Source organism: Paenibacillus polymyxa (assembly GCF_015710975.1).
GTDB lineage: Bacteria > Bacillota > Bacilli > Paenibacillales > Paenibacillaceae > Paenibacillus > Paenibacillus polymyxa.
In genome coordinates this window covers 5,402,017-5,415,448 of record NZ_CP049783.1, presented here as the reverse complement: position 1 = coordinate 5,415,448, position 13,432 = coordinate 5,402,017, and the positions used below count along the sequence as shown (strand labels likewise).

Genomic DNA, 13,432 nt, shown 5'->3' with positions numbered 1-13,432 from the left:
ACTTTGCTTTCTGTGTTTAATCTCATTACCGTTGCAGTGCAGATAATTTCGTGAGGCATTGCTTGGTCAGGATGACTGGCTCCCGAGGCAGCTTGTCCAAATGAAAGCCATCGATTAAATCCATAGCCTTCACAGGCTCAGGAGAATCCAGCAGTCCGGAAAAGTAGGCGAGCCAGCCAATGACGGCTTCCGGTGTAATTCCTTGCCGACGCATGGCTCGGAGTGCTACGCCACCATGTCGTTTGGCCAGTCTACGTCCATCCGGACCCAGGACAAGGGGGACGTGTGCGAAACGTGGCGGCACTAAGCCCAGTGCTTGGTATAACAATAGCTGACGGGGAGTCGAATCGAGAAGATCATATCCGCGCAGCACATCGGTCATATGCATGTCCGCATCATCGATGACGACGGCAAGCTGATAGGAAAACATGCCGTCTGCCCGTTTGATGATAAAATCGCCCCCCTCCGACGCACGGAAGGATACATGACCAGCTACCTGATCATGAAAAGAAATAACAGTATCTGAATGCTGCGGTACTTTAAAACGAAGTGAAGGGAGTTTATGCTGTGCTTTAGCTAGAGCTTCTGAAGAGCTAAGGTTACGACATGCCCCTGAATATGCAGGTCCTTCACCCGACAGTCCGTGCGGAGCATGGGCGGCAGCCATAATGTCTGCCCGACTGCAAAAACAAGGATACAGTAAATCTTGCCCCTGGAGTTTCTCCAATGCAGATTGGAAGCGTTCCAGTCGCTGGCTCTGACTGTAAGGACCATAGGGACCGCCAATGTCGGGTCCTTCGTCCCAATCCAGCCCGATCCATCGCAAATCCTCCATAATTCCTTGCGCCAATGCGCTGCGAGCTCGTGTCATATCAATATCTTCTATGCGCAAAATATAGGTTCCGCCTAGGGAACGAACATGCAGCCAGGATAATAAGGCGGTGCGAGCGTTTCCTAAGTGTATCCATCCCGATGGTGTTGGGGCGAATCGTCCTCTAATGGGTTGGGTTTGTAATTCCATACGAAGTTACCTCGATTCTGTATTCCGTGTTTCTACAATCCGTCCTTTAGCAATCCATATCAACTATATTATAAAACGATCTTGCCGCGAGTGCATCCCGACAAGTATAGGAACTGGCACGGGAAAGTGTGCATACCTGCGAGGACCAGACGGCAAATTTAAATATCTGTATAATAGATTTAGAAGAATCATGCACGACAGATGAGATGAAATCCCTTTGCTGTGGACCAGTTTAACATTTTTTATTCGATTTTCAATAATTACAGGTAGTGAAAAATTCACAATAGCAAAAGAATTCAAACTTAGATTCTACGCCTCAAGCGTATCATTGGAGAGATTTCATTGACAGATAAACAATTGCCTATTACGCAAGTCATCCCCGAGCTTAAGCATGCCTTGCTATCCCATTCAGCGGCGGTCCTGATTGCACAGCCGGGAGCGGGGAAAACAACAGTAACACCATTAGAACTGCTGCATGAGCCGTGGCTGGCGGAGCAAAAGATAATTATGCTGGAGCCGCGACGCTTGGCAGCACGTGCGGCAGCAGCGCAAATGGCAAGGGCGCTAGGCGAGTCAACTGGGAAGACCGTAGGTTACCGCGTTCGTATGGATACAAAGGTAGGACCAAGCACGCGGATTGAAGTGGTTACGGAGGGCGTACTGACCCGGATGTTGCAACATGATCAGGCTTTGGAGGGAGTCGGGCTGATTATTTTTGATGAGTTTCACGAACGCAGCTTGCATGCAGACTTGGGCTTGGCACTTGCCCTGCAAAGCCAGGCGCTGCTGCGACCGGATTTGAAAATATTAATCATGTCTGCCACCCTAGAGGCAGAGCCTGTATGCAGACTGCTAGGGGATGCACCCTTACTGGAGTGCCCAGGCACCGTATTTCCGGTAGAAACCTTGCATATGTCCAAGCCTTCGTCAACCTCATTAGAGTCCTTTGCAGCAGAGACGGTAGAGAAGGCGATTCATGCTCATGAAGGCGATCTGCTGGTGTTTTTACCAGGGGCTAGAGAAATTCATAGAACAGAACGAGAGCTGACTTCCAGAAATTTACCAGACTACGTCAAAATCATTCCGCTGTACGGCAGCATGAAGCTGGAGCAGCAAGATGAGGCAATACGCCCGTCGGCTCCGGACAGCCGTAAAGTGGTATTAGCCACCTCGATTGCCGAGTCCAGCTTGACCATCGCGGGGATTACGGTGGTGATCGATAGCGGACTGTCACGCGAATCGGTGTTTTCCGCGCGAACCGGCATGAGCCGTTTGACCACCGTTAAGGTGTCCAAGGCCTCCGCCGATCAGCGGCGCGGGCGGGCGGGCCGTCTCCAGCCGGGCGTGTGCTACCGGCTGTGGAGCGCGCAGGAGCATGCCGCGCTCCCTGATGCCAGCCGCCCGGAAATCGCGGCGGCGGATCTGGCCCCGCTCGCGCTGGAGCTGGCGGCCTGGGGCGTGCGCGAGCCCGCCGAGCTGGGCTGGCTGGATGCCCCGCCTGATGCGGCGTACCGCCAGGCCACAGGTCTGTTGCGCCAGCTTGGATGCCTAGATGCCGCAGCCGATGGTACAGCAGGCGGCATCACCGCGCATGGGCGCGAGGTATCCGCCTTGGGTACGCACCCGCGCTTAGGACACATGCTGCTGCGCGCAGCAGCTCTCGGCCTGGCCCCAACCGCCAGCCGTCTGGCGGCGCTGCTGCAAGAGCGGGACCCGTTCCGTGCTCATGGCGGAACGGATTTGCGCCCGCGGCTGGATGCCTTGCGCGAGGCGGCTCATGCCCGCAGTACGCACAGCCTGCTGGGAGCGGCAGACGATACGGTGATTCGTCGTATCGTGCAGGAGAGTCGGCAGCTGCTAGCCACGCTGCCGACCACAGCCGCATTGCAGGACGAGCCTGACGGCTCCGCGGCCTGCGGGCTACTGCTGGCCTTCGCGTATCCGGATCGGATCGCGCAGGGTCGAGGGGATGGCCGCTTTTTGCTTAGCGGCGGCCGGGGAGCACGACTCCGACAAGTGGAGTGGATGTCGCGTTCGTCCTATCTCGTCGCCGCCGAAGTGGACGACGAGGGAGCAGATGGCGCCATTCAGTTGGCGGCACCGATTGAACTGCAAGAGCTGATCCAGCATTGCAGCGATTTGCTGATGGAAGAAGCCAACGTGTACTGGGATAGCTCCGCTTCAGCCGTGAGAGCCCGCAAGGTACTTCGGCTGGGCTCGCTCATCTTAAAGGAAACATCCTATGAGCGACCTCCGGCTGAGGAAATCGCGACTGCTTTAATACAGGGTGTGCGGGAACGTGGTCTCAAACTGCTGTCCTGGAATCGGCAAACCCTTCAGTTGCAGGCGCGTCTGATTTTTATGCACTTCTCTGCGCCCGAGGATTGGCCTGACAGCTCGGAATCCGCGCTGCTGGATTCACTGGAATCGTGGCTGCTGCCATTTGCAGTTGGTGCCAAAAATTTAGCTGATCTGCAACGACTGGACGGTAGTGAATTGCTGCTTGGCAGATTGAATTGGGAACAGCGACAGCAGCTCGAACAGGAAGCACCGACGCATATACGTGTACCCAGTGGTTCTCGTATTCCTGTCGATTATTCGCAACCGGAGGCACCTTCACTGGCCGTGAGACTACAAGAACTGTTCGGCATGAAGGATACGCCCCGTATTGGACGCGGACGAGTTCCGATTGTGCTGCACCTCCTGTCACCAGCCCAGCGACCTGTGCAAGTGACATCCGACCTGTCCAGCTTCTGGAGCGAGGCATATTTTGAAGTCAAAAAGGACCTAAAAGGAAGATACCCCAAGCATTATTGGCCAGATGATCCACTAGAAGCTGTGGCGACTAACAGAGCAAAGCCCAAGCGATAATCGGCAGCCGAACCTGGAATAGACATCATCGCGAATTTTGTAAAATCGTTTAAACGTCAGGATAGTGGGGTAATAAAAAAACGAACCACTCAACAACAACATATTGGGAGGTAACTATCATGGCTAATAACTTAAACGATTATAATGAAAAGAAAATTGTTGGTGTTTTTGATACCGAGCAGGAAGCATCTCGTGCAATTGGACAATTGCAGAGCAAAGGAATCCCAAGCAGTGAAATTTCTGTGATCACACGTGACCGTGACGACTTAAGGACGATTAGTGAAGAGACAGGCACCAAAGCACCGGAGGGTGTGGCTACAGGAGCGGCTACTGGTGGTGTTGTAGGCGGTGTCGCTGGATTGCTGGCAGGCATTGGTGCCTTGGCGATTCCAGGTATCGGACCTATTCTTGCGGCTGGACCTATCGCGGCTACCCTTACCGGGGCAGCTGTCGGAGCGGGAGCAGGTGGCTTGGTCGGTGGGCTGGTCGGACTAGGTATTCCAGAAGATGATGCTCGTCAATACGAGACATACGTCGATCAGGGCAAGATTTTAGTGCTGGTGGATTCCGCTGATCATCACAGGGATGTTTATGATATTTTCCGCACCAATCGTTCTCTGAATGCGGATCGTTACAGAACATATGATGATACGGTGGCGGATTCGCGGACAGGTTCGTACACAGATACTAGAAGGAACCTGTAAACACCGAACGGCTACTTGAAGACGTGATTTAACAGGCTTTTCTATCTCCTTTGTATACAGATTATTTCTACAGCAGCAGTCTCCCCGAGAGGGAAGACTGCTGCTTTTATGTGTTACCTACTTATTGAAACCACTTAAGTCAGATGATGCTTGGCTTGCATTGGCACGTTTATCCTCCTATATATTTTTATAGAATTGTCGTTATAATAGATTTGGGGATTTTACAAAAATCCTGGATTATAAATTGCTAGATGCAACAGGAGAGTGACATGAGTCAAAAAGAGAGAATTTCCGAAGTTGCTTTGCTGAGAGGACTGTCTTTTGCAGCCGTTGTTCTTCAGCATTCCGTCGCACACTATGCGGTTGCGCAGGGGGCGCGTATCCAGGACGGAGTTGTGATGACACTATTACTACTGTGTGCCAAATTTGCAGTGCCTGTGTTTGTGTTTATTACTGGAATTGTGCTATTTTACAATTATGATGGAGCCTTAAAGTATGGGACGTTTTTACGTAAACGATTCATGGACATCATTGTTCCTTATATTATATGGTCTCTTTTATACGAGCTGGGGAATCAGCTTGCGCAAGGTGGAGGGTTAATTCACCCGTTAGATTTTGTCCAGAAGCTGTTTAACGGGAAAAGCAGCTATCATCTGTGGTATATCGTTATGATTATTCAATGTTATGTGCTATTTCCCGTGTTTCGTTATGCTGTACGTCGTTTGTCTGCGCTACTGCCTTCAACATGGCGACCCACCGCATTGGCTGGATTCGGCGTACTCTATATTTTGCTTATGTTCGCGGTTGGACCCGTATATCAAGTGATGGATCAGCTCCAGCTTCCCGTCATTTCTTCTTGGTTTACCATATATGCTGACCGGAATGTGATCTATTTTTTCTTTTATTTTATATTAGGAGCGGCAGCCGGGATGAACATCAAGCGTTGGAATGCTTGGGTCATCAAGGCACAGTTGGTATACTGGCCGTTGTTTATCGTGATTACAGGGTACTTGCTGTATGAGATGATTGGTCAGTTTCAGACACCGCGAGGTACGATTCTTTCCTTTAATTACTTGTCTCTGCTACGTCCGGTCATGGCTGTATATTGCATCACGTCTATTTTTGTAGCTTATCGGATAGCAACGTGGATTGCTCACAAGGGAGGGCGTGCGGCGAGGGTGCTAACGGCCATCGGAACATTGTCCTATGGAGCGTATCTGATGCATGCCTTTATGTTGCGCGCAACCTACTATTTTGATAGTGCGTTGTTTGCCGATTGGAGTCACGTTCTTCGTACATTGGCTTCATTCGTTCTTTGTATGATCTTTTCCATTGCTGGAACATGGGTGCTGGCACATTTGCCTTTGGGTAAATGGATTGTGGGGCTTCGGATTCGTCCTCGTCCGGGAGGAAGTCCGCCAGCCATACAAAAGCAAGCTTGAATTAGCGATCAAGTTACATTATTTCACAAAAAGTATCCCGAAGCCCTCAGAAGAAGGCCAAGGGATACTTTTTTAAGTGGTATTATGATATTTCAATGCATGAAAAATTCACAATAAAAAATCATAAAATCACCCCTCAGCGCTACTCACACTACTCTAGAATGCTTCATTCCATAGTTCTCGTCATCTTAACACCAGTCACAAGGGAGGGAGAATTCTCGTAAGCTCTCATATTTATGAAAGGAAATAGTCTATGGACGCAGAGTGGTTTATAATGGAAGATAAGAGACTTGAATAAGGTGTAGAGGAGGTTGTGAAATGGCGTTTATGATATCCCAGCGGGCTTTTATCAAAATTTATCTGATCACAATGGTAGAGAGGCATCGCGGATATGGATATCAGATGCTCGAATCGATGAAAGATGAGTTTAGTGGTTTCGGATATGTTCCGCCTCAAAGCGAGGTCTACCGGGCACTGCATGAACTGGTTCAGGAAGGCGTTTTTTACCGTACCAAACGATTAAAAGGAACAGACCCGCGTGTAGATTTCCAGGAGATTGTGCTCTATCATTTCACAGACGATGGAGAGGAGAAAGCTCGGCTGTACAAAAAGCAGGTCAAAGCCGACCTGGACCGTTGCTTAGGTATGCTGCATAAAGCGGAACAAGACAACTATTCCTGACGACGAAAGGATGAGAATGATGGGTAGAAAGCTGAAATGGGGAATTTTAGGCACGGCGGAGATCGCCAAAATCGCTGTAATTCCGGCGATTCAGCAATCCGAACGCGGAGAAGTACTTGGAATTGCTAGTCGTAATGCGGATAAAGCCACTGAGGCCGCCCGGGAGTTCGATATTCCGAGAAGTTATGGAAGCTATGACGAGCTGTTGGCCGATCCCGAAATCGGAGCAGTGTATATACCGTTGCCGAACCATCTGCATGAAGAATGGACCATAAAAGCAGCGGAGGCCGGCAAGCATGTTTTGTGTGAAAAACCATCTTCTCTTAGCTCGGCCGGGACAAGCCGTATGATTGAAGCATGTCGCCGTGCAGGAGTGACTTTTGCAGAAGCTTTTATGTATCGCTATCATCCCAAACATCGAAGAATTAAGGAAATCATCAATAGTGGGGAAATTGGTGACATTCGCGGCATTCATTGCACGTTTACATTTAACAATACCGATCAGGCAGATAATGTGCGCTTTAATAAAAGCATGGGCGGTGGCTCGTTGTATGATGTGGGCGTATATCCGATATCAGCCGCTCGTATGTATTTGGATCGGGAGCCGGAGGCAGTGACGGTACATGCTTTATTTTCCCCGGAGCATGACAACGTTGATATGATGGCCTCCGGTCTGCTGGAATTTCCGGGTGGAGTCAACCTTACTTTCGATTGTGGCATGTGGGCAGCCAACCGTTCCAACATGGAAATTCTCGGCAGCAAGGGTACGATTGCGATGCCCAAAATGTTCGGTTGGGAAAGAACGTCTGTCGTACCGCAAATTTTCGTTCACGTTGGTTCGGTTACGCGTGAGGAACGTCTAAAGGGTTTTAATTCTTTTGAACTGCAAGCTGATGCTTTTGCCAAAGCCGTGCTTGACGGTATTCCTTTGCCATATGAGCCAGAAGATGCGGTTAGTAATATGAAAGTGATCGACGCCTGTATTGAATCAGCTCGCAGTCGTAAACGGATAGAGATTGGATAAGCAGGATTACCGTATTCCCAGAAGGCATAAAAAGGCAGCCTGTCCCAAGGACAAGCTGCTTTTTTAGATGAACCAATACATAGGTATTTTTAATGAGTCTTTGCACATTCGAGCATTACATATTTTCATCATAATCTGTAACATCACGCTTGGCGGCTGTCGCAGGCGAATTCGATGTGCCGTATTTTTCTACTGCGTCCCATGCGCCCGCATCGTCAAATCGTCCAGCATTCCGTTGGCGAACCTCACCTGCACCTTTGGGCGGCGGAGTCATAACCTGTTCCTCGATTGGACGGTCATTCGATAATTCCCGTGTTGGCGTGTGCTCGACGGTATAGGCTGTATATGGAATGGCTTGTAACCGTTCAAAAGGAATTTCTTCGCCGCTCTCCACACATATTCCATACGTCCCATCTTCCATCCGTTGCAGGGCTGCATTAACCTGCTCCAGCTCGTTTTCCAGCGACTCATTAATCGCCAGATCACGGGATCGTTCAAAGGTTTCCGTCCCTATATCAGCAGGGTGGTTATCATAGGATGAGAGTTCCCCTGTGGAATCTGTCAGTGTTTCTCCCAATTTCGTATTTTCCTGACCATTTTGTTTAAAATGTTTTTCTAAATCCTTTTTCTGCTCCAATAACATATGTTTCAGCTCTGCAAGCTGCGAATCGTTCAAATGGTTCATGATCATCTCTCCCCTTCATGGTCTGTATGAGTGGCGTGTATGCTCTTTTATACCCGTTCATAAAGCCTAGCAATCACAGAGACTTTTATTCCCAGCCTAGAATGTGATATAAAAAGAATAGTGTGTTAAGGAGGGAAAACCGATGGATGAACATATGAAGCGTCGTCTGGATAAGCAAAAGCAGTTGTTTAAACAACTGGGCATTCAGCTGGACGCGCTCTCCATTCATGAGAAACAGTTCAAAAATAAAATGCGCGGCTATGATCCGGATGAGGTAGATGCCTTTCTGGATGAAGTAATCAAGGATTATGAACGCTTTTATGCGAATATAGCCGACCTGATGGACAAGTGGCAGGAGCAGCAGGCAACCATACGTGATTTGAAAAGTGCACCCAAGCCTGCCACCGACTTTAATGCACTTGACCGACGTCAACTGGAGGATATCATTAAACAGTTGGAATATAGTGTGCGCCAATTAAAAGTGAGAGTACGCCCTGAAAATGACTATTTTCCGGAGTAAGGAATAGTTAGCACTGTGTCGTTGCCTCTATTGTGGTATGATGGAAACATGCATTTTACCAAACATTTAATGAGGCACACATATAAAGGTGGTTAACATGAGTACCCATTTTTCCGTTAGTATCCATTGTCTGCTTCTTCTGGCTGAAGGGGCACCCGAGCGAATGACTTCGTCACTTATTGCTTCCAGCATCAATACCAACCCGGTAGTTGTAAGAAGAATTATGAGCCGACTTAAGCAAGCGGGTCTGGTGGATTCGTCACCAGGAGCGCGCGGCTTTCGTCTAAGCATGTCGAGTTCAAACATTAATCTGAAAATGATCTATGAAGCGACCAAGGATGAAGGTCCGTTGTTTGCCATTCATACCGACAGCAATCACAATTGCGAGGTTGGCAGGAACATAGACGCTTTGTTGGATGGTTTATACACCGTGGCAGAGCAGAAAATCCAGGCGTTTTTCGAGACCGTTACGTTGCGAGATCTGGAGCAGGCGCTCCAGCAGCGGGTTGGGCAACAAAGTTCATCCGTGTGAAGACGCTGGTAAGGAGAAATTGATATGAAAATCATCGTACTTTCAGACACTCATATGCCACACAGAAGCAAAACGCTGCCTAGTCGGCTTGTGCAGGAGTTAAAAGGCAGTGACCTCATTCTCCATGCCGGAGACTGGACGGATTGGTTCGTCTATGAACGTCTAGCTGAATTTGCGCCTGTGAAGGGCATTGCCGGAAACAATGATGGAACCGACATCGTGGAGCGTCTAGGCTATCAACGAATCGTTGAAGTCCAAGGCAAGCGGATCGGCATGGTTCATGGTCACGGCTGGCGCGGCTCGACAGAGAATATCGCACTGAATACATTTAAGGGAGAAACATTGGATTGCCTGATTTATGGACATTCGCATATTCCTGTGGTCAAAAAGATAGATGATCTGCTTGTCCTTAATCCGGGGTCTCCGACGGACAAGCGCGGTGAAGACGAATACTCATTTATCGTGCTGACGATTGAAGACGGGCAGATGGAAGCACGGCTTGTTCTTTATCCAGATAAACATTGATATAAAACCAACAACTGTTGATTAAAGGGGAAGCTATGGCTATTTTTGATTTAGAACCGATGAAGCATCATGTGTTGATCTGCAATGGAGGCACATGTATGCGACATGAAGGCGAAGAAGTTACACAAGCAATTCGGGATGAAATTCGTAAACAGCATGCAGAAGCCTATATTCACACGACCAGAACTCGTTGTAATGGGCGCTGTCATGATGCTGCGGTTGTGATCGTATATCCGCAAGGGGACTGGTATGGTCAAATGACCCCCGCCTCAGGTACAAAGCTGGTGCAGAAGCTCGTAGCGGGAGAGAAGCTGGAACCTCATCTTTTTCATGAGTGTACACGTAAATCCAGCTCGGAATAACCCAGTCAACGATCTATAAGAGCATGAGTAGAGAAAATCTTTCGAAGATTTTCTCTTTTTTGCGTTTAATCCCCAACCTGAAAGGTAAAAGTATACTGTGGATACCAATCCGATAGGGAGGGAAGAAAGATGAACCCATTTGAAGATAAGCTACACGGTGAGAATGAGCAAAAAAGCCGGACGGGGAAAGAGACAACGGAATCTAAACATCAGGAACAGCCGATTAATCGTGATCATGCAGAGCAGTATCCGACAGATCAGGAAAGCTTGTTCGACCGTTTTGAAATCGAGCAGACGGTAGATGCCATTCCCGTAGAGGATTTAAAGATGGAAAGACAAGAGGAGAGAGACAAGGATGTAACCAAGCACACCTCTTCTAGTGAGAAAAAATATAATGGCGGCGTATAATTTTCGACTAACTGGTAATATTTAAAAAGAAATCTCTTGACTTTAAGATATATGCGATGTATATTAAGTTACGAAAAGTAATTAATTTTTCTCAGGAGGTAACAAAATGACTAAAGACTTCTTCACAGCTCTGAAAGACAGACGCTCCTATTATGGCATTAGCAAAGAACAAGTAATTTCTGACCAACGGATTCAAGAGATCGTAGAGGAAGCTGTGAAGTACACACCTACCTCTTTCAATTCCCAAACTTCACGCGCTGTAGTGTTGCTCGGAGAGCATCATGACAAACTGTGGAATATTACAGAAGATATTTTGCGGGAAGTGGTAGGCAATGAAGAACAATTCAAATCTACTGCTGAGAAAATGAACGGTTTCCGCAGCGGTTACGGAACGGTCTTGTTCTTTGAAGACAACAACGTGGTAGCTGGTCTGCAACAACAATTTGAAGCGTATGCGGACAATTTCCCAATCTGGGCCAATCAATCTAACGGTATGCTGCAACTGGTTGTATGGACGGCTCTGGAGCAAGAAGGATTGGGCGCATCTCTTCAGCACTATAATCCTTTGATCGACGAAAAAGTGAAAAATGAATGGAACATTCCTGAGCATTGGAAACTGATTGCTGAAATGCCATTTGGTAAACCGACATTCCAACCAGGTGATAAGGAATTCCAACCAATTGAGGAACGCGTAAAAACATTTAAATAATGATCATATTAGTATGATGATTCAGGTTTGACATGAAAACCTGAAAACAGCACTGTGGATAATCCGCAGTGCTGTTTGTGATTTCAATTTTTATAGGTTAATTCATCCGTAAGTGGGTGATATTATGTTTGAAATTGGATGAGAAGTTTACATAAGTGTGATTGCTTTTTTTGCAGATGTTTAGCATTTGCGCGTATTTGAAGGAGGAATTAGGACATGAACTACGATTGCATTATTGTCGGTGGGGGAATTGCCGGATTGCAAGCAGCCATTCAATTGGGTAGATACAGCAGTCATCGGGTGCTGGTGATCGATTCGGGCTATGGTCGATCTACGCTGTGCCATCAGTATCATAATATTTTGGGCTTTCCTGATGGGATTTCTGGTGAAGAGCTACGACGGCTTGGACGTAGTGAAGCCACGAGGCTAGGCACTGAATTTGTTGATGGTAAGGCGATAAAAGCGACCAAGAGAGATGAGCTTTTTGATATTGAAGTGGAGGCAGGGTCAGTTTATACGTCAAAAACGCTGTTATTGGCCACAGGGCTGACGGACCGTTTTCCAAAGCTGGAAGGGCTACAAGCCTGCTTGGGCAACAGTGTATATGTGTGCCCGGACTGTGACGGGTATGAGGTCCAGGATCGCAGTACAGTCGTCATGGGGGCGGGCAAAGCGGGAGCTTCCATGGCCTTGATTTTGTCGGCACGTACCGATCACCTTGTCTATGTCAATCATGAGCGTTCAGAAGTACCGGACGAGCTGTTCGTGAAGCTGCGGGAAAAAGGGATTGAATATAAGGAAGCAACCATTTCTGAGATTATCACGGGACAACCGGGCTGTTTTGAAGGAGTGCGGCTGGCTGATGGACAAGTGGTTCGAGCAGAGCGGGGCTTCTTAGCCTTTGGAAGCAACCATGTTCATTCAGAGCTGGCGGAGCAACTGGGTGTGCATCTGCTGCATAACAAGCATATTGAGACGCATCCCCGCAGCAAAATGACAAACGTGGAAAATGTTTGGGTGGCCGGAGACTTAGGGGCTCATGCCGAGCAAGCGACGGTTGCAATGGGAGAAGGAGCTATGTCAGCGATCTGGATACACAAGGTATTATCTGGTATGAAAACAAAAATACCGCAACTCTGAGAGCTGCGGTCTAGAACGATGGGCATGTACTTGGTTGAAGATGAGACTCGAAGCGTCTTAGTTGATCGCTCATGCCATACTTGCGTAAAATTTCCGTCTGTTTGTTACCGATGAGATCAAAATGAGGATAGGGCTGACGCTGATGTATATACTGGGGGTCCAATCCGTTGAGCTTGCACCATGAGCGTAGCTTATCCAAGTCAGAGCACCCCACCTTGGTGACAGTTGTAATGCTTGGAAAGCGGTCATCCAGCCAATAATGCGTTAGAAAAGCAATCTCGCCACGGCTGACCTCTCTTTTCCAGGTCAGTAGTTCCTGTCGGGTGATGCCAAATGCCATCGGTCTCATCCTTTCCTGGCTCATTACTGAAATCATGAGCTATTGCGTGGTTGTCCCATTATTTTCGTCCTATTGCTTGTATTATGATCCACATGGAGTAACACAATAACAGGAGAGCGTGTTTGGCGATCTCCTGTTAGCGGTCAGAGCCATCTTTCGGCCCAGCTCTCCACACCATTCAATGCATCACCTAGCTCTTTACCCTTACGTGTCAGCGAATATTCGGTACGCACAGGCCGCTCTGTGATGACATTGCGAAGGATTAGGCCGGAAAGCTCTAGTTCCTTGATGCGCTCGTTGAGCATGCGTTTGCTAAGATCAGGTATGGAGACTTGAATTTCACTAAATCGTTTGGGATGTTCCATCAAAGTATGAATGATGAGAGCGGTCCATTTTTTGCTGATGATCTGAAAGGACTGTTCCACCTTACCGCACAAAAGCTTAGGCTGCCTGTCGTCGCTCATCTGA

At 48.3% G+C, this 13,432-nt stretch carries 16 protein-coding genes; 12 read left to right on the top strand and 4 right to left on the bottom strand.

Annotation, left to right across the window (positions count from 1 at the left end):
• Window positions 1-25: 25 nt before the first annotated feature.
• Window positions 26-1,021 (bottom strand): tRNA glutamyl-Q(34) synthetase GluQRS, encoded by a 996-nt coding sequence (gluQRS, locus tag G7035_RS24495; RefSeq protein ID WP_080561154.1) that lies wholly within the window; start codon window positions 1,019-1,021, stop codon window positions 26-28.
• Window positions 1,022-1,363: 342 nt separating this feature from the next.
• Here gluQRS and hrpB point away from each other — a divergent pair, with 342 nt between their 5' ends.
• The 5 genes from hrpB (at window position 1,364) to G7035_RS24470 (ending at window position 7,743) form a co-directional block, all read left to right on the top strand.
• Complete coding sequence (hrpB, locus tag G7035_RS24490) at window positions 1,364-3,892, top strand: ATP-dependent helicase HrpB (protein ID WP_019687044.1); 2,529 nt, start codon at window positions 1,364-1,366, stop codon at window positions 3,890-3,892.
• 119 nt (window positions 3,893-4,011) lie between these two features.
• A complete protein-coding gene (locus G7035_RS24485) occupies window positions 4,012-4,596 on the top strand; it encodes a general stress protein (protein WP_019687045.1) in 585 nt (194 codons plus the stop codon).
• A gap of 269 nt (window positions 4,597-4,865) precedes the next feature.
• Complete coding sequence (locus G7035_RS24480; RefSeq protein WP_019687046.1) at window positions 4,866-6,038, top strand: acyltransferase; 1,173 nt, start codon at window positions 4,866-4,868, stop codon at window positions 6,036-6,038.
• 318 nt (window positions 6,039-6,356) lie between these two features.
• On the top strand, window positions 6,357-6,719 hold the full coding sequence (locus G7035_RS24475; RefSeq protein ID WP_013310011.1) for a replication termination protein: 363 nt from the start codon (window positions 6,357-6,359) through the stop codon (window positions 6,717-6,719).
• A 19-nt stretch (window positions 6,720-6,738) separates the two neighbouring features.
• The gene (locus G7035_RS24470) at window positions 6,739-7,743 is read left to right on the top strand and encodes a Gfo/Idh/MocA family protein (RefSeq protein ID WP_017428326.1); all 1,005 of its coding nucleotides are present in this window, start codon (window positions 6,739-6,741) and stop codon (window positions 7,741-7,743) included.
• Window positions 7,744-7,858: 115 nt separating this feature from the next.
• Here the strand turns inward: G7035_RS24470 and G7035_RS24465 are convergent, their stop codons facing one another.
• Window positions 7,859-8,428: a TraR/DksA C4-type zinc finger protein gene (locus G7035_RS24465; protein WP_016821044.1), complete on the bottom strand. Its 570-nt coding sequence runs from the start codon at window positions 8,426-8,428 to the stop codon at window positions 7,859-7,861.
• A gap of 142 nt (window positions 8,429-8,570) precedes the next feature.
• On the opposite strand from G7035_RS24465, the gene G7035_RS24460 reads away from it, so the two are divergent.
• The 7 genes from G7035_RS24460 (at window position 8,571) to G7035_RS24430 (ending at window position 12,624) form a co-directional block, all read left to right on the top strand.
• Window positions 8,571-8,948, top strand: coding sequence for a DivIVA domain-containing protein (locus G7035_RS24460; protein ID WP_016821045.1), 378 nt, complete (start codon window positions 8,571-8,573; stop codon window positions 8,946-8,948).
• Window positions 8,949-9,045: 97 nt separating this feature from the next.
• Window positions 9,046-9,480: an Rrf2 family transcriptional regulator gene (locus G7035_RS24455; RefSeq protein ID WP_013310015.1), complete on the top strand. Its 435-nt coding sequence runs from the start codon at window positions 9,046-9,048 to the stop codon at window positions 9,478-9,480.
• Between the two features lie 24 nt (window positions 9,481-9,504).
• Complete coding sequence (locus G7035_RS24450; RefSeq protein WP_019687047.1) at window positions 9,505-10,005, top strand: metallophosphoesterase family protein; 501 nt, start codon at window positions 9,505-9,507, stop codon at window positions 10,003-10,005.
• A gap of 35 nt (window positions 10,006-10,040) precedes the next feature.
• Complete coding sequence (locus G7035_RS24445) at window positions 10,041-10,367, top strand: (2Fe-2S) ferredoxin domain-containing protein (RefSeq protein WP_019687048.1); 327 nt, start codon at window positions 10,041-10,043, stop codon at window positions 10,365-10,367.
• A gap of 129 nt (window positions 10,368-10,496) precedes the next feature.
• The gene (locus tag G7035_RS24440; protein ID WP_016821048.1) at window positions 10,497-10,775 is read left to right on the top strand and encodes a hypothetical protein; all 279 of its coding nucleotides are present in this window, start codon (window positions 10,497-10,499) and stop codon (window positions 10,773-10,775) included.
• 106 nt (window positions 10,776-10,881) lie between these two features.
• Window positions 10,882-11,484 carry a nitroreductase family protein gene (locus G7035_RS24435; protein WP_016821049.1) on the top strand — a complete coding sequence of 201 codons (603 nt, stop codon included), beginning with the start codon at window positions 10,882-10,884 and terminating at the stop codon, window positions 11,482-11,484.
• A 216-nt stretch (window positions 11,485-11,700) separates the two neighbouring features.
• The gene (locus G7035_RS24430; RefSeq protein ID WP_019687049.1) at window positions 11,701-12,624 is read left to right on the top strand and encodes an NAD(P)/FAD-dependent oxidoreductase; all 924 of its coding nucleotides are present in this window, start codon (window positions 11,701-11,703) and stop codon (window positions 12,622-12,624) included.
• A gap of 10 nt (window positions 12,625-12,634) precedes the next feature.
• Here G7035_RS24430 and G7035_RS24425 read toward each other — a convergent pair whose 3' ends face one another.
• Together G7035_RS24425 and G7035_RS24420 are read right to left on the bottom strand one after the other, a co-directional pair.
• Window positions 12,635-12,964, bottom strand: a complete 330-nt coding sequence (locus G7035_RS24425) for a hypothetical protein (protein ID WP_019687050.1) — start codon at window positions 12,962-12,964, stop codon at window positions 12,635-12,637.
• Window positions 12,965-13,107: 143 nt separating this feature from the next.
• Window positions 13,108-13,428, bottom strand: coding sequence for a winged helix-turn-helix transcriptional regulator (locus G7035_RS24420; protein WP_014599691.1), 321 nt, complete (start codon window positions 13,426-13,428; stop codon window positions 13,108-13,110).
• Window positions 13,429-13,432 lie beyond the last annotated feature (4 nt).